Source organism: Falsiroseomonas sp. RANM36, from assembly GCF_056682175.1.
In genome coordinates, this window is record NZ_JBWXTD010000004.1 from 434,289 (window position 1) to 450,905 (window position 16,617).

14 protein-coding genes and 1 tRNA gene are annotated in these 16,617 nt (G+C 71.2%); 8 read left to right on the forward strand and 7 right to left on the reverse strand.

Annotation, left to right across the window (positions count from 1 at the left end; all coding sequences use genetic code 11):
* The coding region (locus tag AC1MIR_RS15855; RefSeq protein ID WP_480029154.1) for a hypothetical protein at positions 1 to 183 on the forward strand (183 nt) is incomplete at its 5' end.
* On the opposite strand, the gene gorA is transcribed toward AC1MIR_RS15855, so the two are convergent.
* The 5 genes from gorA to AC1MIR_RS15880 form a co-directional block, all read right to left on the reverse strand.
* Positions 105 to 1,481, reverse strand: coding sequence for a glutathione-disulfide reductase (gene gorA, locus AC1MIR_RS15860; protein ID WP_480029155.1), 1,377 nt, complete (start codon positions 1,479 to 1,481; stop codon positions 105 to 107). The genes AC1MIR_RS15855 and gorA overlap by 79 nt on opposite strands.
* Before the next feature lie 95 nt (positions 1,482 to 1,576).
* A complete protein-coding gene (locus AC1MIR_RS15865; RefSeq protein ID WP_480029156.1) occupies positions 1,577 to 3,151 on the reverse strand; it encodes an ABC transporter substrate-binding protein in 1,575 nt (524 codons plus the stop codon).
* 35 nt (positions 3,152 to 3,186) lie between these two features.
* Positions 3,187 to 4,680: a M81 family metallopeptidase gene (locus tag AC1MIR_RS15870; RefSeq protein ID WP_480029157.1), complete on the reverse strand. Its 1,494-nt coding sequence runs from the start codon at positions 4,678 to 4,680 to the stop codon at positions 3,187 to 3,189.
* A gap of 137 nt (positions 4,681 to 4,817) precedes the next feature.
* Positions 4,818 to 6,296 (reverse strand): NADP-dependent succinate-semialdehyde dehydrogenase, encoded by a 1,479-nt coding sequence (gabD, locus tag AC1MIR_RS15875; protein ID WP_480029158.1) that lies wholly within the window; start codon positions 6,294 to 6,296, stop codon positions 4,818 to 4,820.
* A 135-nt stretch (positions 6,297 to 6,431) separates the two neighbouring features.
* Positions 6,432 to 7,445 (reverse strand): helix-turn-helix domain-containing protein, encoded by a 1,014-nt coding sequence (locus tag AC1MIR_RS15880; RefSeq protein WP_480029159.1) that lies wholly within the window; start codon positions 7,443 to 7,445, stop codon positions 6,432 to 6,434.
* Between the two features lie 176 nt (positions 7,446 to 7,621).
* On the opposite strand from AC1MIR_RS15880, the gene AC1MIR_RS15885 reads away from it, so the two are divergent.
* The 3 genes from AC1MIR_RS15885 to AC1MIR_RS15895 all read left to right on the forward strand — a co-directional run bounded on the left by AC1MIR_RS15885 (position 7,622) and on the right by AC1MIR_RS15895 (position 12,404).
* A complete protein-coding gene (locus AC1MIR_RS15885; protein ID WP_480029160.1) occupies positions 7,622 to 9,298 on the forward strand; it encodes an amidohydrolase family protein in 1,677 nt (558 codons plus the stop codon).
* Between the two features lie 20 nt (positions 9,299 to 9,318).
* Positions 9,319 to 10,740 carry a serine hydrolase domain-containing protein gene (locus tag AC1MIR_RS15890; RefSeq protein WP_480029161.1) on the forward strand — a complete coding sequence of 474 codons (1,422 nt, stop codon included), beginning with the start codon at positions 9,319 to 9,321 and terminating at the stop codon, positions 10,738 to 10,740.
* A gap of 191 nt (positions 10,741 to 10,931) precedes the next feature.
* Complete coding sequence (locus AC1MIR_RS15895; RefSeq protein ID WP_480029162.1) at positions 10,932 to 12,404, forward strand: metal-dependent hydrolase family protein; 1,473 nt, start codon at positions 10,932 to 10,934, stop codon at positions 12,402 to 12,404.
* Positions 12,405 to 12,484: 80 nt separating this feature from the next.
* Here the strand turns inward: AC1MIR_RS15895 and glmU are convergent, their stop codons facing one another.
* Complete coding sequence (gene glmU / locus AC1MIR_RS15900; RefSeq protein ID WP_480029163.1) at positions 12,485 to 13,789, reverse strand: bifunctional UDP-N-acetylglucosamine diphosphorylase/glucosamine-1-phosphate N-acetyltransferase GlmU; 1,305 nt, start codon at positions 13,787 to 13,789, stop codon at positions 12,485 to 12,487.
* A gap of 81 nt (positions 13,790 to 13,870) precedes the next feature.
* Here glmU and gph point away from each other — a divergent pair, with 81 nt between their 5' ends.
* A complete protein-coding gene (gph, locus tag AC1MIR_RS15905; protein WP_480029164.1) occupies positions 13,871 to 14,530 on the forward strand; it encodes a phosphoglycolate phosphatase in 660 nt (219 codons plus the stop codon).
* Here gph and AC1MIR_RS15910 read toward each other — a convergent pair.
* On the reverse strand, positions 14,486 to 15,286 hold the full coding sequence (locus AC1MIR_RS15910) for a DUF3108 domain-containing protein (protein ID WP_480029165.1): 801 nt from the start codon (positions 15,284 to 15,286) through the stop codon (positions 14,486 to 14,488). The two genes, gph and AC1MIR_RS15910, sit on opposite strands and share 45 nt — an antisense overlap.
* 88 nt (positions 15,287 to 15,374) lie before the next feature.
* Here AC1MIR_RS15910 and AC1MIR_RS15915 point away from each other — a divergent pair.
* From AC1MIR_RS15915 to AC1MIR_RS15925, 3 genes are all read left to right on the forward strand, one after another.
* Positions 15,375 to 15,449: transfer RNA gene (locus AC1MIR_RS15915), tRNA-Val, on the forward strand.
* Entirely contained in the window at positions 15,449 to 15,712 is a 264-nt protein-coding gene (locus AC1MIR_RS15920; protein WP_480029166.1) for a GtrA family protein, read from the forward strand. Before AC1MIR_RS15915 ends, AC1MIR_RS15920 begins: the two co-directional genes overlap by 1 nt.
* Before the next feature lie 3 nt (positions 15,713 to 15,715).
* Positions 15,716 to 16,617 (forward strand): glycosyltransferase family 39 protein (locus AC1MIR_RS15925; RefSeq protein ID WP_480029167.1); only part of this gene is annotated, 902 nt, incomplete at its 3' end.

The window sequence follows — 16,617 nt, forward strand, 5'->3', positions numbered from 1 at the left end:
GCGGCGGCGCGCCCCGCGGGGGGGGGGGGGGGGGGGGGGGGGGGGGGGGGGGGGGGGGCGCCCCCCCCCCCCCCCCCCCCCCCGCCCCGCCGGGCGTGGCGGCGCTATTCGGCCGCGGCCTTCACGCCCGCCTCCCGCGCCCGGGTGCGCAGCGTGACGAATTCCTCCGCGGCGGTCGGATGAATGCCGATGGTGCGGTCGAAATCCTGCTTGGTCGCGCCCATCGCCACGGCGATGCCGATGCCCTGCATGATCTCGGCCGCGTCCTCGCCCAGCATATGGGCGCCGAGGATGCGCTGCGTCGGCTGGTCCACCACCAGCTTCATCACCGTCTTGCGGCCTTCGCGCTTGCTGATCGTGTGGCGCATCGGGGTGAAGCGCGTCAGGTAGATGTCCACCGGGCCCTGCGCCGCGGCCTCGGCTTCGGTCAGGCCGACCGTGCCGATGGGCGGCGAGGTGAAGACCGCGCTCGGCACGTTCGCGTAGCTCGCCTTGCGCGGCCGGCCGCCGAACAGCGTGTCGGCCAGGGCATGGCCGACGGCGGTGGCCATCGGGGTCAGGTTGACGCGGTTGATCACGTCGCCGATGGCGAAGATGTGCTTCGCGCTGGTCGCGTGGTCGTCGTCCACGACAACGGCGCCCTCCGGGTCGGTGGCGACGCCGGCGGCCTCCAGCCCGAGGCCCTGCGTGTAGGGCTGGCGGCCGGTGCAGAAGAACACCGCGTCCACCTCCCGCACGAAGTTGGTCGAGAGGCCGAGCAGCAGCTCGTTGTCGGCGCGCGTGATGCGGGTGGGCGCGACATCGGGGTTGAGGCGGATGCCCTGCGCGGTCAGCGCCTCGGCCAGCGCGGCGCGGATGTCCTCGTCGAAGCCGCGCAGCGGCAGGGACGCGCGATAGACGAGATCCACCTCCGCGCCCAGGCCGCGCAGCAGGCAGGCGAATTCCACCGCGATGTAGCCGGAGCCGAGCACGGCCACGCGCTTCGGCAGTTCCTTGAGGGTGAAGAGATCGTCCGAGATCAGGCCGAGCTCGGCGCCGGGAATCTCCAGGCGATGCGGCTGGCCGCCGGTGGCGATCACGATGCGCTCGGCAGTGACGCGCTGCTCGCCGACCTGCACCGTGTGCGGGTCGAGCAGCGTCGCGCGGGCGTCGAAGGTGGTGGCGCCGGCGCCCTTCAACAGCTTGTCGTAGATGCCGGAGAGTCGCGCCACCTCGGCGTCGCGGGCTGCGGCGAGCTTCTGCCAGTCATGCCGGTGCTTCGTGACGTGCCAGCCGAAGGCGGCCGCATCCTCGGCCCACATGCCGTATTCGGCCGCATTGACCATGATCTTCTTCGGCACGCAGCCGACATTGACGCAGGTCCCGCCCCAGAAGCGCTCCTCCGCCACGCCCGCGCGCGCGCCATGGCTGGCGGCGATGCGGGCGCAGCGCACGCCCGCGCTCCCGCCACCGATGACGAAGAGGTCGAAATCATAAGCCATGGAAGGCGGCCCCTGTTCCTGCGGCCGGGAATGTGGCGCCGCCGGCGCGCCCTGCCAACCTTGCAGGGCGCGCCCGGGGGCCTGCCCGCCCTGCCCTAGCTCCGCCGCACATTCCAGAAGGTGTGCACCGAGCCGTGCAGCGCCCCGGTCAGGTCGCGCCGCATCGCCCCGTCCGAGAAGGTGCGGCCGAGCGGGATGGTCGGCACCGTTTCCAGCGCGCGGCGCTGCGCGGCCAGGAACAGCGCGTCGGCCTCCGCCGGCGCGCCGGCGGCGAGCCAGCGCGTGACCAGCGCCTCGGTCTCGGCATCGCTGAACCAGCCCCACCAGCCGGTGTCGCCGAGGCCGCGCGTGGTGGCGTTGGTGGCGGGGTTGTCGATGGAGATAGCGGGCCAGTTCGTGCAGGCCAGGCTCCAGCCGCCGCGATCCACCGGGTTCTTGGAGACGCGGCGTTGCACCACCGTGCCCCAGTCCAGGTCCTGCAGATCCACATTCATCCCGATGCGGCGCAGCAGGTCCGCGACGAGCAGGCTGTGCGCATTGATCGAGGCGATGTCGGTGGGGTTGAGGATCACCACCTTCTCGCCGGCATAGCCGGCCGCGGAGAGCGCGCGGCGCGCCGCGGCGGCATCCAGCGTGCCCATCACGCCCTTGCCCACCTCGGTCACGCCAGGCATGCCGCAGGGGAACATCGAGAGGCAGGTCTCGCCATCCTCCGGCCGGGCGGTCACGGCCTGGATGAAGGGCGTCTGGTCGATCGCCTTGAGCAGCGCCTGGCGCACGGCGAGTTTGTCGAAGGGCGGCTGCAGGTGATTGAAGCGCAGCACCGCCATCACGCCGAAGGGGTCCACGCGGAACAGCTGCACGTTGCGGTTCCGCGCCACGGCCTGCGCGAGTTCCGGCAGCACGGAGGCGACCCAGTCCACCTCGCCCGCCTGGATCGCCGCAGAGGACGTGGCGGGGTCGGGGATCACCTGCCATTCCAGGCGGTCGAAGTTCACGACCTTGCCGCCGGAGGTCCAGGCCGGCGCCTCGGACCGCGGCACGTAGTCCGCGAATTTCTCATACACCATGCGGGCGCCGGAGACGTATTCGTCGCGCTTGAAGCGGAAGGGGCCGGAGCCGACCATCTCGGTCACCTGCGCGGTCGGGCTGGTCTTCGCCAGACGCTCCGGCATGATCATCGCCGGCGAGGAATGCGGCTTGCCGATGGCGTGCAGCAGCCGGCCGAAGGGGCGCTTCAGCCTGATGACGATGGTCTTGTCGTCCTTGAAGCCGAAGCTTTCGGTGGCCGCGCCGAGCGCCTGGCCGAAGCCGTCGCGCTTGGACCAGCGTTCAAGGCTCGCGGCGCAGTCGCGCGCGCGCACCGGCTCGCCATCATGGAACTTCAGCCCGTCGCGGAGCGTGATCTCCCAGGTGAGGCCGTCGGCGGAGACGGTGTGGCCGGCGGCCATCTGGGGCACCGGCTGCAGGTTGGCATCCATGCCGTAGAGCGTGTCGAACACGCAGTAGCCATGGGTGATGGACACCGCCGCCGGCGTGAAGACCGGGTCCAGGATCGTCAGGTTCGAGCTCGGCACGTAGCGCAGCACGCGCGCACGCTGCGCGAGGGAGGGCGTCGCGAGCAGCGGCGAAGCGGCGGTTGCGGCGATGAGGGTCCTGCGGCGGATCATGCTTGGTGCCTTCCTCTCCGGCGAATTCTTCTGGTTCAGACGGTGTCCGGCAGCCTTTCCGGCACCGCCATGTCGTCGGCGGGCCACCAGGGCCGGCGCCGATGCCGCCATGCCACGTCCTGCAGGCGCAGCGGCGTGCCACCCTGCCCGTGCAGCGCGATGAAGTCCACGCCAGGGCCGAGCAGCTTGCGGAAATTCATCAGCTGCTTGAAGGAGGCGATCCTGCAGGCGGCGATGTCGATGCCGCAGGCGGCGTAGTGCTCGTCGAGATGCTCGTAGACGGCGTGGCTGGTGACGAGAAGCTGGAGACCGCCGACGCGCAGCACCGCGCTCGGGCCGAGCCGGCCGGTGGCGCCCGCGACGGGACCGCCGCGATAGACGAAATTGCCGTCGCAGAGCCGCTCGACGCGTGCGGTGACGCGCACCGGCGAGAACCAGCGCGTGTCCTGCCAGGCGCCGATCGCGAACTCTTCTTCCGTGCCGACGCCAAGCGCTTGCGCGCGTTGCACGGCCGCGGGGTCCACGATGGCGAGCGCCGAGGGCACGTCCGGCGCATGCTTCAGGATCGCAGCAAGCAGCGCGGGCGCGTCGCCGGAGGCGCCGCCGCCGATGGAATCCGGCGTGTCGATGATCAGCACGCGGCCGTCCATCCGCAGCGCCGCCTGCACGGCCTCGTCCGGCGTCATGGCCGGCAGCTCGAAGTCGTGGCGGCGCGCGTACATCGCGTCGAGGATCTCGTGCGCGACCGCCTCCGCACCGTCGGGATCGCCATCCGTCACGGCGAGGCCGGTGATGCCGACATCCGCCATGTCCAGCCAGGGCTGCACGGGGAAGTAGCTGACGGACAGCGCGCGCCCGGCGCGTTCCATCGCGCGCGCCTCCGCCGCCACCTGCGCCATCGGCGCATCGCCAAGCGTGGCGCCGCCCAGCACCGGCACGATCGCGTTGTACTTCCGGATGCGCGTGACCGGCCGGATCTCGCCGCGCATGGCGCGCAGGAGCAGCCCCGCCGCGCAGGCGCCGGTGCGGTAGGCGTCCACATGCGGATAGGTCTCGTAGCCGACCACGATGTTCGCCGCCGCGACCATGCGCGGCGTGACATGCGCATGCAGGTCGAGGCTGATCGCGATGGGGATGTCGGGCCCGATGCGCGCGCGCAAAGCAGCGAGCACGGCGCCTTCGGGGTCCTTCTCCCGCGCGCAGATCATCGCGCCATGGAGCGCGAGATAGACGCCGTCGAGCGGCAGCGCGGCGGCGATGCCCCCGACGATGCGCTCCAGCGCCTCGGCGAGGAAGCTGTCCTCGATATGCCCGCCCGCGCCGCCCTTCGCGGCGAAGATCGGCACCACGTCCACGCCCGCGTCGCGCAGCGCGTGGATGCCGCCGGTCAGCGCGAGGTCCTTGCCCTCCGCGGCCTGCAGCACGGCGGCGCCTTCATGGATGCCCATGCGCGCGAAATCGGCGCGGGTGGTGACGCGGAGCGAGAGGGAATTGCCCTCGAATTCGAAGCTGGCGACGGCGGCGCGCATGTCAGGGCGATCCAATGGCGCGACCAGCGGTCGCGCGGAGAGGCAGGACGATGGTCACGATGTTTCCCCTGCGACGAAGGGCGCGCGGCCCCCAGCCCGGCCCTCCCCCGCGTCGCGGGGGAGGGAGATTCGCAGCGTCAGCTTCCGATGCCGCCGAGCGCGAGGTACTTGATCTCGAGATAGTCCTCGATGCCGTATTTCGATCCCTCGCGGCCGAGGCCGCTTTCCTTCACGCCGCCGAAGGGTGCGACCTCGGTCGAGATGATGCCCTCGTTGATGCCGATGATGCCGCTCTCCAGCGCCTCGGCCACGCGGAAGATACGGCCGACGTCGCGGGCATAGAAATAGGCGGCGAGGCCGAACTCGGATGCGTTCGCCAGCTTCACCGCCTCCTCCTCCGTCTTGAAGCGGAACAGCGGCGCGACGGGCCCGAAGGTCTCCTCGCGGAAGACCAGCGCGTCGGGCGGCACGTTCACCAGCAGCGTCGGCTCGAAGAAGTTGCCGCCCTTCGCATGACGCTTGCCGCCGGTGATGACCTTCGCCCCCTTCGCCGTCGCGTCGGCGATATGCTCCTCCACCTTCGCCACCGCATCGGCATTGATCAGCGGCCCCTGGGTGACGCCGGGCTCCATGCCGTTGCCGACCTTCAGCGCCTCCACCGCCTGCTTCAGCTTCTCCGCGAAAGCATCATACACACCGTCCTGCACCAGGATGCGGTTGGCGCAGACGCAGGTCTGGCCGGTGTTGCGATACTTGCTTGCCATCGCGCCCTGCACCGCGGCGTCGAGGTCGGCGTCGTCGAAGACGATGAAGGGCGCGTTGCCGCCAAGTTCCATGGACGTCTTCTTGATCGTCTTCGCGCATTGCTCCAGCAGCTTGCGCCCGACCTCGGTAGACCCCGTGAAGGAGAATTTCCGGACGAGCGGGTTCGAGGTCAGCTCGCCGCCCGTCTCGCCGGAAGGCCCGGTGATGATGTTGCACACGCCCGGCGGCATGCCCGCGCGCTCCGCCAGCACGCCGATCGCCAACGCGGAGAACGGCGTCTGCGAGGCCGGGCGGATCACGCCGGTGCAGCCCGCCGCCCAGCCGGGGCCGGCCTTGCGCGTGATCATCGCCGCCGGGAAATTCCAGGGCGTGATCGCGGCGAAGACGCCGATCGGCTCCTTCAGCACCAGGATGCGGCGGCCCTTGGCGTTCTGCGGGATGGTGTCGCCATAGATGCGCTTCCCTTCCTCCGCGAACCATTCGATGAAGCTGGCGGCATAGGCGATCTCGCCCTTGCTCTCGGCCAGCGGCTTGCCCTGCTCGGCCGTCATGATCGCGGCGAGGTCGTCGGCATTGGCCAGCATCAGGTCGTTCAGCCTGCGCAGGATCGCCGCGCGGTCCTTCGCAAGCATCGCACGCCAGGCGGGCTGCGCGGCATGCGCTGCCTCGATCGCCACGCGGGTCTCGGCCGCGGAGAGCGAGGGCACGGTGCCAACGATGTCGCCCGTCGCGGGATTGCGCACCGTCAGCGTCTTGCCGCTGGCGGCATCGATCCATCGGCCGCCGACCAAATTCTGCTGGCGGAACAACCCGGGGTCCTTCAGGGGCAGCTTCGCGACGGTGTCGAGCATGGCGGTCTTCCTTTCCCTCTGCCTTCCCTTGGTCAGGCGGAGGATAGGGCGGGCCCCGGCCCGATGCCAGCGAGCCGGGGCGGACCAGCGGGCGCCGGAGCATGACCGTCCGATCTTCCACGCCGCCGGACGCTGCTACGGCTCCGGGCGCATGCGGCGCCGATGCGCGCCTGGCGCCTCGCCGGTCCAGCGCCGGTAGCTCCGGCCAAGCGCCGCCTCGCCCGACAGGCCAAGCTGCCATGCCAGGTCCCGCAGCGGGCCGCGATGGGTCGGGAGCAGCGCGAGCGCCACCTCCCGCCGCACCTCGTCCTGCAGCGACCGGAAGGATGTCCCGTGCTCGGCCAGCAGGCGCTGCAGGCGACGCCGACTGATCCGGCAAGCAGCGGCGAGTCGGGTCAGGTCGAAGTCCGGATCCGCGAGATGCCGGCGGATCGCCTCGCGCATGAAGGCGAGCGCCGCCTCCTCCTGCGTGGCGGCTCCGAACTCGTCGGGCGCGCCATCGCCCGTCCCCCAGCCGGGCGAGAACGGCGCGAGAAGCCAGTCGGTCGGAAAGGTGATGGACAGTGCGATATCGGGCGAGCCGACCAGCATGCGTGCCGGTACGGCGCCGGGCGGCACGCCGTCGATCGAAGGCGCCACCACGAGCATCCGGTCAGCGTCGAACACCTCGCCAAGGCCGTGACTGATCAACGTCGCGTAGAAGGCCACGCCCACGGCATCTACCTGCGCGGTCGGCCCCACGATCCTGCGCGTCCGTCGGATGCGGAAGATGGCCGCTTCGGCGGCGACCCGCAGGCTGTAGGCGACGTTGTCGGATCGGAGGCTGGTTTCGATGATCGCGCCGACCAGGAAGTCGCCGAGGGAGCGCGCATTCGCCGCGGCATTGCGCAGCGTCGGAACGCCGCGGATCGCCGCCGCGCGGGCAACCTCGGCGCAGAGATACCGATCGCCCAGCGCCGTCGCCATGTCCTCGCATGCGGCGTAGAGCGCTGATGCCTCGACAAGGCGATCCGGCTCGGTCAGCGCCGCTTCCGGGATGCCGTTGCGCTGCAGGATCGGGCCGATCTCGCCGCCTCGCGCCTGGAAGGCCCTGACAAGGATCTGCAGCAGTCCGGCGCGCGTGAACTTCGGTTCCGAGCGGCTGGTCATGTCGTGCGGCCTCCCCTCCGTCACCTCAGCGCTTCGTTTTGCCTATTATGCCATGATTCTAATCTGCGTGGCACGTCACGCAAACCTTCTGCTCTGCCAGCCCCGTAAGACCTGTTTCCACAGGTCCGTGCGCTCGTGCCGTGCGCGGCGCGCGCGACCCGGGAGGAGGGCTCTGCATGTCGATTTTCCGGCTCACCCGTCGCGAACTCGGTCTCGCCGCTTCAGCTACGGCGGTCCTGTCCTGCGCGGCCGTCGCCTCGTCCGCGGCGCAGACCACGGAAGGGCTGGACCTCGTCATCCGCAACGGCCGCGTCATGGACCCGGAGACGCGTTTCGACGACGTGGCGAATGTCGGCGTCCGCAATGGCCGCATCGTCGCCATCACGCGCGCGGCGCTCGACGGCCGGCGCGCGATCGATGCGACCGGTCATGTCGTCGCGCCCGGCTTCATCGACACGCATTTCCACTGGCCCCGTCCCATGGGCAACAAGCTCGCCCTGCGCGACGGCCGCACCACGGTCATGGACCTAGAGATGGGCACGCTCGGCACTCGCGTCGCCGACTGGTACGGCGCGCGCGAGGGCCGCAACCAGGTCAACTATGGCTGCGCCAGCGCCCACGAGTTCGCCCGCGCCCTCGTCCTCGACGGGATCACCACGACCGACACGCCCGAGGCGATGAACCACCGCGGATCGAGCAAGACCGGCTGGTCCCTGACCCGTCCGGACGTCGCGCAGGGGAATGAGATCCTGCGGGTGCTCGATGCCGGCCTCGCCGCGGGGGCGATCGGCATCGGCTCGACCCTCGGCTACATGCGCGACGGCGTCTCGGCACGGGAGGCCTTCGAGATCCAGAAGCTGTCCGGCCTCTATGGCCGCCAGGCCGGCTTCCACTTCCGCTACACGCCGGGCAGCGACGTCCAGGAGACCAACGGCATCCAGGAATTGCTCGCCAACGCTGCCGCCCTCGGCGCGCCGGCCATCGCCTGCCACTTCAACAACCCGGGCTACAACCTGGTCCACGAGCTGCTCACGCGCATGCGCGAGCGTGGGATGAATGTCTGGGGCGAGCTCTATCCCTACAACGCCGGCTCCACGTCGCTGAACGCCGTCTTCCTCGAACCCGCGGTCTGGGTGGAGCAGCTCGGCTATCGTTACGAGGACACGATCCAGGACGCGCTCACCGGAGAGTTCTACACGCGCGAAAGCCGGGCGGAGCGGATGAAGACCGAGCCGGCCCGGCTCGTCATCGTCTACAAGATGCCGGAATCGGCGATCGTCGATTGGCTGAAGATGCCGGGCGTGGCCATCGCGTCGGACACGATGCCGATCATCGCCGACGGCATCACCTGGGACACGCCGTTCGAGGACCTGCCCAACAGCCATCCGCGCGGCGCCGGAAGCTGCGCGAAGGCGCTGCGCATGGGCCGGGAGAATGGCATCCCGCTCATGCAGAGCATCGCGCAGCTCAGCTACAATTCCGCCGTGCCGCTCGGAAAGCTCGGCCTGAAGTCGATGCAGGAGAGGGGCCGGATGCAGGTCGGCATGGTGGCCGACATCACCGTCTTCCACCCCGCGACCGTCGCGGACAAGGCGACCTACGCGAAGGGCACGCTGCCGTCGGAGGGCATCCCCTGGGTCGTCGTCAACGGCACCGTGGTGGTCGACAACTCCGAGGTGCTGAAGGACGTCAATCCCGGCCAGCCGATCCGCTTCGATCCGACGCCTGGCCGCGTGGAACCGCTGAACGCCGAGGGCTGGACGCAGCGCTTCTACGCCGTCCCGCGGGATTTCGGCGGCGGCGTTCCGGGCTCGCAGCCGCGGTTCCGCGGCGCCATCGCCTGTTGCGAGTGACGCGCGGCCATGCGGCATTGATGATGGAGACGATGATGAGCATGCTTCAAGACGGACCCACCGGCCTGGATCGCCGCACCCTGTTCGGCGCCACTGCGGCCGCCGTCGCGACCACCGCACTGACACTCGCCCCACAGCCGGCGGCAGCGCAGGCACGCAGGCCCGTCCGCGCCGGCGCGCCGGGCTTCGAGCCGCTGACCGTGAACAGCCCGATGGCGCGCTGGAAGCGCCCGCAGCCGATCGCGTTCGTCGAGGCGGCGACCTCGCGATTCAACTTCCCGAACTGGCAGTCGGGTAACGACGACAGCGTCTACTACAACATGCACATCCCGAAGTTCTTCAGGTCGCAGGTCGTCACCGCACAGACCGAATTCAGCGTGCTGGAGCGGGCCATCCAGCCTGGTCTGCTCGACCTGACCTTCAACAACCTCGACGGCTCGAGGAACCCGCCGCTGCGCGAGTACCTCGTCGGCCCCCGCCAGGTGCAGGGCATGATGATGGCGCACCGCGGCAAGGTCGTGTTCGAGATCTACCCGGGCATGAATCCGATGGATTACCACGTCTGGATGTCCGCCTCGAAGACCACGGCCGGCCTGATGGTGTCGATGCTCGCCAGCGAGGGCAAGGTGGACATGGGACGGCCGCTGTCGGCCTACGTTCCGGAACTCGCCGGCAGCTACTGGGACAATGTCAGCGTCAAGAACACGATGAACATGTCGGTCGGAGTCGACAACGAGGAGGACTTCGAAAGCCTGAGCAACCCGAACTCATGGATTTCGCGCTTCTTCACGTCAATCTTCACGCCCGGCGGGGACCCGGGCGAATGGCGTAAGCTTCTCAGGGGCGTCCAGCCGCTGAGCGGCGAGAAGCCCGGTGATGTCTTCCGCTATTCCACATCCAATACCATGGCACTGGTCCTGCTGGCTGAGCGCGTGACCGGCCAATCGTGGGAGCAGTTCTGGAACGAGCGGGTCTGGTCGAAGATCGGTGCGCGCAACCCTTTCGTCATAGGCCTGTCGCCCGACGGCACGGCGATCGCCGGCGGTCTGAACTTCACCACGCTCGAGGACATGCTGCGCTATGCGCTGATCTACATGCCCAGCTGGAACGTCGTCTCCAGCGAAAGGATCGTGTCCGACGCGCTGCTCAGAGATATCCAGTCTCTCGGAAATCCGGCGGCCTACGCGAACTCCACCGAACTCGCCTACGGCCAGCGCTGGTTCGGTGAAACGCCGGCCTTCAACACGGCGCAATGGGATCATGCGTTCGCCGATGGCGCCATGTTCAAGCACGGCAACATGGGCCAGGGCATCTATGTCGATCCTGCGCGCGATTTCTGCGGCTGCTACTTCGGGCTCGCGACCAATGACGAAAGAGTCGCCGGCGTCGATCATTCTCCGGGCTACCTGCGCGCCGCAGCCAAGCGTCTTGCGGGTGGGTGACGGGCCGACATCGGCCTGAACCAGGGCGGCGCGCCGCGGCGAAGATTCTCGCGCGCGGCCGACGCGGTGTCGTCGCCTGCCGCGTGGCCAACGCGGGGAATCTCCGCTTGCTCCGAAAAATGCCGGCGTGTCAGCGTTCCGGGACAGGGCGGCGCGGTCGCTGCAATCGGACCAACGGGATGGAGAGAGCCATGTTCACCTGCACGCCCGCGGACGAGCCCGTCGCACCTGTCTTCGGCTGTCTCTGCCACAGCCCCGCCATCGCCCGCATCAATGCGATGATGGACAAGGCCTGGCACGAGACGCCGGTGTCGCGGCGCCTGGCGCTCGGCGGGCTCGCCGGAATCGGCGCCGCGGCTGTCGCGCCGCGCGGCGCCGCCGCCCCGGGCGCGCGCCCCGCGCCCCGGCCGGTGCTCTTCACCAACGTCCATGTCTTCGACGGCATGGCGGACCAGCGCAGCGCGCGCGCGAGCGTCCTCGTCGAGGGCCACCTGGTCCGCCGCATCTCGACCGCCGCGATCGATGCGGCAGGCGCGACGGTGATCGACGGTGCCGGGCGGACGCTGATGCCGGGCCTGATCGACATGCACTGGCACTCGCTCTTCGCCACCATTCCGCAGGCGCAGCTGCTGCAGGCCGACGTCGCCTACATGAACCTCCACGCCGTGCGCGCGAACCGCGACGCGCTGATGCGCGGCTTCACCACGGTGCGCGACGTCGGCGGCAACGTCTTCGGCCTGCACCGTGCGACCGACGAGGGCACGATCCTCGGGCCGCGCATCTTTCCCTCCGGCGGCTACATCTCCCAGACTTCGGGCCATGGCGACTTCCGCGGGCCGAACGACGTGCCGGCCAATCCCGGCGCGCCGCTCGACTACCTGCAGCGCACGGGCCAGACGCTGGTCGCCGACGGCGTGCCCGAGGTGCTCCGCCGCACGCGGGAGGTGCTGCGCATGGGCGCCTCGCAGGTCAAGGCGATGGCTGGCGGCGGCGTCTCCTCCTTCTACGACCCGATCGACGTCACGCAGTTCACGCTGGCGGAGATGACCGCGATCGTGGAGGCCGCGCGCAACTGGAACACCTACGTCACCGTCCATGCCTTCACCGACACCGCGATCCGTCAGGCGGTCGAGGCCGGCGTGCGCTGCATCGAGCACGGCCACCTGCTCGGCGAGGAGACGCTGCGCCTGATGGCGGAGAAGGACGTCTGGCTCAGCATGCAGCCGCTGCTGGACGACGAGGACGCGATCCCCTTCCCCGAGGGCTCGGAGAACCGGCGCAAGTACCTCCTGGTCACGGCGGGCACCGAGCGCGTCTATCGCCTGGCCAAGGCGATCGGCGTGAAGATGGTGTGGGGCACCGACACGCTGTTCGACCCGTTGCTCGCGACCAAGCAGGGCAAGGTGCTCGCCAAGCTCGGCCGCTGGTTCACCCCGGTCGAGGCGCTGCGCCAGGCGACCGGCATGGCGGGGCAACTGCTCGCGCTGTCCGGTCCGCGCTCGCCCTATCGCGACGGGCCGCTCGGCGTGCTGCGCGAAGGCGCCTATGCCGACATGCTGCTGGTCGAGGGCAACCCGCTCGAGAACCTGGCGCTGGTCGCCGACCCCGAGCGCAACTTCAAGGTCATCATGAAGAACGGGGACCTCATCAAGAACGCGCTGTAGGACGCGGCGAAACCGCTCCGGCACCTTGCGTCAAGGCATTTTCCGGCTCGGCGAGCGATCCCGCCTGCCGTGGCCGTGTCTCAGCGCCGCCTGCCCGTGACGCCGCGCCCCGGTTTGTTCGCTTGCCGTCCGCGCGCGATGGCCATGGCGTCGTCCGGCACGTCGTCGGTGATCACGCTGCCCGCAGCCGTGATCGCGCGCGCGCCCACCGCCACCGGCGCGACCAGCGCGGTGTCGGAGCCGATGAAGGCCCCTTCCCCGATCACGGTCCGGTGCTTTTTCACGCCGTCATAGTTGCAGGTGATGGTGCCGGCGCCGATGTTGGCGCCAGCCCCTATCTCGGCATCGCCCAGATAGGTCAGGTGGTTCGCCTTCGCGCCCGCGCCCAGCACCGCGGCCTTCAGCTCCACGAAGTTGCCGACATGCGCGCCGCGCTCGATCACCGTGCCCGGACGCAGCCGCGCGAAGGGGCCGATGATCGCGCCGCGCTTCACCGTGCAACCTTCCAGATGGCTGAAGGGGCGGATCTCGACCTCGTCCTCCACGGTCACGCCGGGGCCGAAGACCACGCTGGGGCCCACCGTCACGTCGCGGCCCAGCACGGTGTCGTGGCTGAGCGTCACGCTTTCCGGCTGGATCAGCGTCGCGCCGTTGTCCATCGCGGCGCGGCGCAGCCCGCGTTGCACCTCGGCCTCGGCCTCGGCGAGTTCGGCGCGGGAATTGATCCCGCGCAGCTCGGCCTCCGGCGCCTCCACCGCCACCACGCGCACGCCCTCCGCCGCGGCGATCGCGACGACATCGGTCAGGTAGTATTCGCCCTGGCGGTTGTCGTTGCGCACCTGGCGCAGCCAGCGCAGCAGGTCGGGCGCCGCGGCGCAGACCACGCCGGCATTGCACAGGCCGACAGCGCGCTGCTCGGGCGTCGCGTCGGCGAATTCGACGACGCGCGTGACCGCCCCCGAGGCGTCCGTGAGAACGCGGCCGTACTCCGCAGGATCGGTCGGGCGCATGGACAGAAGCGCCATCCCCGCCTCGGCCCGCGCGGCGCGCAGCCGGCGCATGGTGGCCGCCGAGATCAGCGCATTGTCGGCGTAGAGCACCGCGACATCGCCGGAAAACCCCTCGAGCAGGGGCATGGCCTGCAGCGCGGCATGGCCGGTGCCGAGCCGGTCCCGCTGCACCACCGTGGGATGCGGCGCGACGGCCTTCTCCAGCCCCGGCATGTCGGGGCCGACGACCACCGCCGCCCGGTCGAAGGCCTGTTCGACCGCGGCCAGGAGGTGGCGGACCATCGGCCGGCCCGCCAGGGGGTGGAGCGTCTTCGGCAGGGCGGACTTCATCCGTGTGCCCTGGCCGGCAGCGAGCAGGATGGCGGCGGCTTTCATGGGCGCCCGCGTAACCGGCTGGCGCGCCGGCGGCAAGCGGCCGGCTTGCCGGCCAGGCGCGTCAGGCCTATCGCGCCAGCCATGACAAGGCTCGCCGTCTTCGACCTGGACGGGACGCTGGTGGACAGCGCCCCCGACATCCGCGCCGCCCTGGATCGCCTGATGGCCGCGCGCGGCCTGCCCGGCTTCACGCTGGCCGAGGTCACCGGGATGATCGGCGACGGGGTGCGCATGCTGGTGACGCGGGCGCTCGCCGCCCGCGGGCAGCCCTTCGACCCGGCGGCGCTGGAGGCCTTCATGGCAGACTACGAAGCCAATGCCGCGGTGCAGACCCGGCTCTTCCCCGGCATCGCGCAGGCGCTGGACGTGCTGCAGGCCGATGGCTGGCGCCTGGCCGTCTGCACGAACAAGCCGGAGGCCGCGGCGCGGGAGCTGCTCGGCGCGCTCGGCCTGCTGGACCGGCTCTCGGCGCTCGGCGCCGGGGACAGCTTCGCGGCGCGGAAGCCGGACCCCGGCCATCTGCAGGCGACGATCGCGGCCGCCGGCGGCGCCCCCCGCGGGGCGGTGATGGTCGGCGACCACCGCAACGACATCGCGGCGGCGCGCGGTGCGGGCCTGCCCTGCGTCTTCGTGGGCTGGGGATATGGCCCGCTGGCGATGGCCGAGGGCGCGCCGGTGGTGGCGCGGCCGGAAGCCCTACCGGGCGAGCTCCGCGCGGCGCTGGACGGGTTCCGCCCCTAGCAGCACCGCCGTCGCGGTGCCGAACCAGCGTGTCGGGATGTCGATGCGCACCGGGATCGGCGGCGCGCCGGGATAGGGCGCGGCCATCCAGGCGGTGCCGCGCTGCGGCTCCTCCTGCCGCGCGCGGTCCTGGTCGCGGCGGAAGCCGGCGACGAGGCGGCCTTCATAGGTGCAGCGCAGCGCCTCCCCATGCCAAGCGTTCCGCCAGGGCAGGATCCGCTCCCGCCCCGCGCTGCGAGTCGCGATGTCGCTGCGGCGGCGCCCGTCGAAGAGCGGCGCATCGAGGTCGCAATGCCCGGCCCGGCCCACCTGGCGGGTCAGGGCGGCGAAGGCGGAGAGGATGTCCAGCGTGCCGCGCTTCAGGGGCGCGGGCACCGGTTCCCGGTCCTCGGCGGCGTCATTGGGCACGAGTTCCACCACGCGCGGGTCGCGGTTCGTCCAGTCCAGCACGATGCGCCGCCGGTTGCCGCGCCAGGTGCCTTCCGAGACGAAGGAGGCGGGCGAGGCGGCCTCGGCCGTGAAGGCGCCCTGGGCGCGGGAGACATGCTCGGCCGGCACCAGCAGCGCCGCCATGCCGCGGGTGCGGAAGGCGGCCTCGATGCGGTAGGCGGCCTCGCTCAGCTCGAAGCGCGCCTCCAGCTCCAGCAGGACGGAGCCCAGCGCGTGCACCTCGTAGCGGGCCCGCACGGGCTCTGCGGCGGCGGCGCCGGGCAGCAGCAGGGCGAGCAGGGCGAGGGCGGCAGGGCGGCGCATCATGGCCGGCATATCGGAGCGGCACGCCGCAGGACAAGCGCGGCTTGACACCCCGGGGCGGGCGCCCCTATCCAGCGCGTCCCGATGGCATGGGCGCGTAGCTCAGCGGGAGAGCATCGCCTTCACACGGCGGGGGTCGTAGGTTCAATCCCTACCGCGCCCACCATGCCCCTCAGGTCCCTTTCGACATCCGGCGGGGGGGGGCCCCCCCCCCCCCCCCGCCCGCGCGGCCCCCCCCCGGCGCTGTGGCGCGGGCTGGCGCTGTTCTACCTGGTCTGCGGCGTCGGCGCGGCGGCCAATGTCGGCATCGCGAACCTGCTGGTCCGCGACGGGGCGCTGGCCTGGGGGCTGGCCGGCGCAGCGGGCGCGCTGATCACCGTGGTCTGGAACTACGCGGTCTCCTCCACGCTGGTCTGGCGGGCGCGCTGAGGCATGAGCCCATGGCTCTGGGCGCTGCTTGCGGTCACCGCGCTGCGCCTGGCTGCCGCCGCGATCGTGCCGCTGGCGCCGGACGAGGCGTATTACTGGGTCTGGTCGCGCGTGCTCCAGCCCGGCTACCTCGACCACCCGCCGATGATCGCGCTGTTCATCCGCGCCGGCACGCTGCTGGCGGGGGAGGGCGCGTTCGGCATCCGGCTGCTCGGGCCGATCGGCCTCGCGCTGGCCAGCCTGATGCTGGCCGATGCGGCGAACCGGCTGTTCCCGGCCGAGCGTCCCGGCGCCTGGGCGGCGGCGCTGTTCAACGCCACGCTGGTCGTCGGCGTCGGCGGCACCCTCGCCACGCCCGACACGCCGCTGCTGGTCTTCTGGTGCGCCGCGCTCTGGGCGCTCGCGCGGCTGCATGCGGCGGGTGACGGGCGCTGGTGGCTGGCCTTCGGCCTGTTCTGCGGCCTCGCGCTGCTCTCGAAATACACCGCCGTGCTGCTCGGAGCCGGCGCCGTGGCCTGGCTGCTGCTGTCCCGCCAAGCCTGGCGCTGGTGGCGCGACTGGCGGCTCTATGCCGGCGGCGTGCTGGCGGGCCTGATCTTCGCCCCGGTGATCCTCTGGAACGCCGCGCATGGCTGGGCGAGCTTCGCCAAGCAGGGCGGGCGTGCCGGCGTGGACGCGCCGGGCGTCACGCTCCGCTTCATGGGCGAGCTGATCGGCGGTCAGGTCGGCCTGGCGACGCCACTGGTCTTCATCCTGTGCGTCGCGGGCTGCGCGCTGGCGGTCGCCGCCTGGTGGCGGGGGGGGGGGGGGGGGGGGGGGGGGCGGGGGGGGGGGGGGGGGGGGGGCGGGGGGGGGGGGGGGGGGGGGGGGGGGGGCGGGGGGGGGCGGCGGGGGGGGCGCGGGGG

Bases quoted from the DNA above. Each gene is read 5' to 3' on its own strand.
- gorA (WP_480029155.1), bottom strand. From the start codon at position 1,481: ATGGCTTATGATTTCGACCTCTTCGTCATCGGTGGCGGGAGCGCGGGC.
- AC1MIR_RS15865 (WP_480029156.1), bottom strand. From the start codon at position 3,151: ATGATCCGCCGCAGGACCCTCATCGCCGCAACCGCCGCTTCGCCGCTG.
- AC1MIR_RS15870 (WP_480029157.1), bottom strand. From the start codon at position 4,680: ATGCGCGCCGCCGTCGCCAGCTTCGAATTCGAGGGCAATTCCCTCTCG.
- gabD (WP_480029158.1), bottom strand. From the start codon at position 6,296: ATGCTCGACACCGTCGCGAAGCTGCCCCTGAAGGACCCCGGGTTGTTC.
- AC1MIR_RS15880 (WP_480029159.1), bottom strand. From the start codon at position 7,445: ATGACCAGCCGCTCGGAACCGAAGTTCACGCGCGCCGGACTGCTGCAG.
- AC1MIR_RS15885 (WP_480029160.1), top strand. From the start codon at position 7,622: ATGTCGATTTTCCGGCTCACCCGTCGCGAACTCGGTCTCGCCGCTTCA.
- AC1MIR_RS15890 (WP_480029161.1), top strand. From the start codon at position 9,319: ATGATGGAGACGATGATGAGCATGCTTCAAGACGGACCCACCGGCCTG.
- AC1MIR_RS15895 (WP_480029162.1), top strand. From the start codon at position 10,932: ATGTTCACCTGCACGCCCGCGGACGAGCCCGTCGCACCTGTCTTCGGC.
- glmU (WP_480029163.1), bottom strand. From the start codon at position 13,789: ATGAAAGCCGCCGCCATCCTGCTCGCTGCCGGCCAGGGCACACGGATG.
- gph (WP_480029164.1), top strand. From the start codon at position 13,871: ATGACAAGGCTCGCCGTCTTCGACCTGGACGGGACGCTGGTGGACAGC.
- AC1MIR_RS15910 (WP_480029165.1), bottom strand. From the start codon at position 15,286: ATGATGCGCCGCCCTGCCGCCCTCGCCCTGCTCGCCCTGCTGCTGCCC.
- AC1MIR_RS15920 (WP_480029166.1), top strand. From the start codon at position 15,449: ATGCCCCTCAGGTCCCTTTCGACATCCGGCGGGGGGGGGCCCCCCCCC.